Genomic DNA, 1,259 nt, shown 5'->3' with positions numbered 1-1,259 from the left:
GCTGCCAAACCACGCACCCCTGATGGTCGCCGAGCGGTTCAAGACGTTGGAGGCTCTGTTCCCCGGCCGTATCGACCTCGGTCTGGGACGCGCACCGGGGACCGACCCGGTCACGACTTATGCGCTCCGTCAGCGGCAGGAGGATCCGGGTCGCGACGACTTCCAGGAGCGTTTGCAGGAGCTGACGCTTTGGGAAACACGGGAATTTCCGGAGAACCATCCTTTCCAGCGGGTCGAAGTCATGCCGTCGGGTGTGCCTCTGCCGCCCATCTGGTTGCTGGGCTCGAGCGATTACAGCGCGCATTTGTCCGCCCGTCTCGGAATGGGTTTCGCATTCGCCCATCATTTCGCAAATCACGACGCCCGCGATTCGATGCTGAGCTATCGCAATGAATTCGTCCCGTCTCGCTGGCGGTCGTCGCCGCACGCCATTCTCGGCGTCGCCGCCATCTGCGCAGAGACGGATGACGCCGCGGAGTATCTCGCAGCGAGCGCCGACTTCAATTTTCTGCGCCGCATGCGTGGTGAGTTCGGCCCGCTTCCAAGCCCTGATGAAGCGCTCGCCTATTCCTACACTCCCGCAGATCGCGAGATGATCCGCCGGAACCGATCGCGTCTCTTCGTGGGGTCTCCGGAGACCGTAAGAGCCAATTTGTCGGCTCTTGCCGAGAGCACGAAGGCGGATGAACTGATGGTGACGTCGGCGATCTTTGATCATTCCGCCCGAACGCGCTCCTATGCGCTGCTGGCTGAGGCTTTTGGATTGACGCCTCGCGGCCTCTAGTGCTCTCCACAGACGGCGAAATCTGAGGTATCGAGCGGTTCCCGCCGTCCACAACCTCACTGCAAGCGAGCGCGCCATGGCGAAAGCAATCCATACGATGATCCGCGTTCTCGATGAGCAACGCTCGGTGTCGTTTTACCGAAACGCCTTCGGGCTCGATATTGCCGATCGCTTTGCGTTCGACGGCTTCACGCTCGTCTATCTGCGCAATGCGGAGGCTGATTTCGAAGTCGAGTTGACCATCAATGCGGGGCGCACCGAGCCGTATGCGGTGGGTGATGGATATGGCCATCTCGCGCTCGCCGTTGACGATTTGAGGGGTGAACACCACAGGCTCGAAGCGCTCGGACTGTCGCCGACGCCGATCAAGGAGATGTCTCACGACGGTAAAAACCTGGCGACGTTCTTCTTCGAACAGGACACGGACGTCTACAAAATCGAATTGCTGAAGAGGGGCGGGCGGTAACGATGAGGG

General features: G+C 60.6%; 2 protein-coding genes. Both read left to right on the top strand.

The window, feature by feature from the left end; translation table 11 throughout:
- The coding region (locus tag AC1DT3_RS21650; protein ID WP_477467242.1) for an LLM class flavin-dependent oxidoreductase at nt 1-784 on the top strand (784 nt) is incomplete at its 5' end.
- A gap of 76 nt (nt 785-860) precedes the next feature.
- On the top strand, nt 861-1,250 hold the full coding sequence (locus AC1DT3_RS21645) for a VOC family protein (protein WP_477467241.1): 390 nt from the start codon (nt 861-863) through the stop codon (nt 1,248-1,250).
- Nucleotides 1,251-1,259: the final 9 nt, after the last annotated feature.

This window comes from Microvirga sp. P4_G7, assembly GCF_056401005.1.
Note: the sequence above shows the minus strand (reverse complement) of the source record. Positions and strands in the feature narration are given on the sequence as shown.

Bases quoted from the DNA above. Each gene is read 5' to 3' on its own strand.
- AC1DT3_RS21645 (WP_477467241.1), top strand. From the start codon at position 861: ATGGCGAAAGCAATCCATACGATGATCCGCGTTCTCGATGAGCAACGC.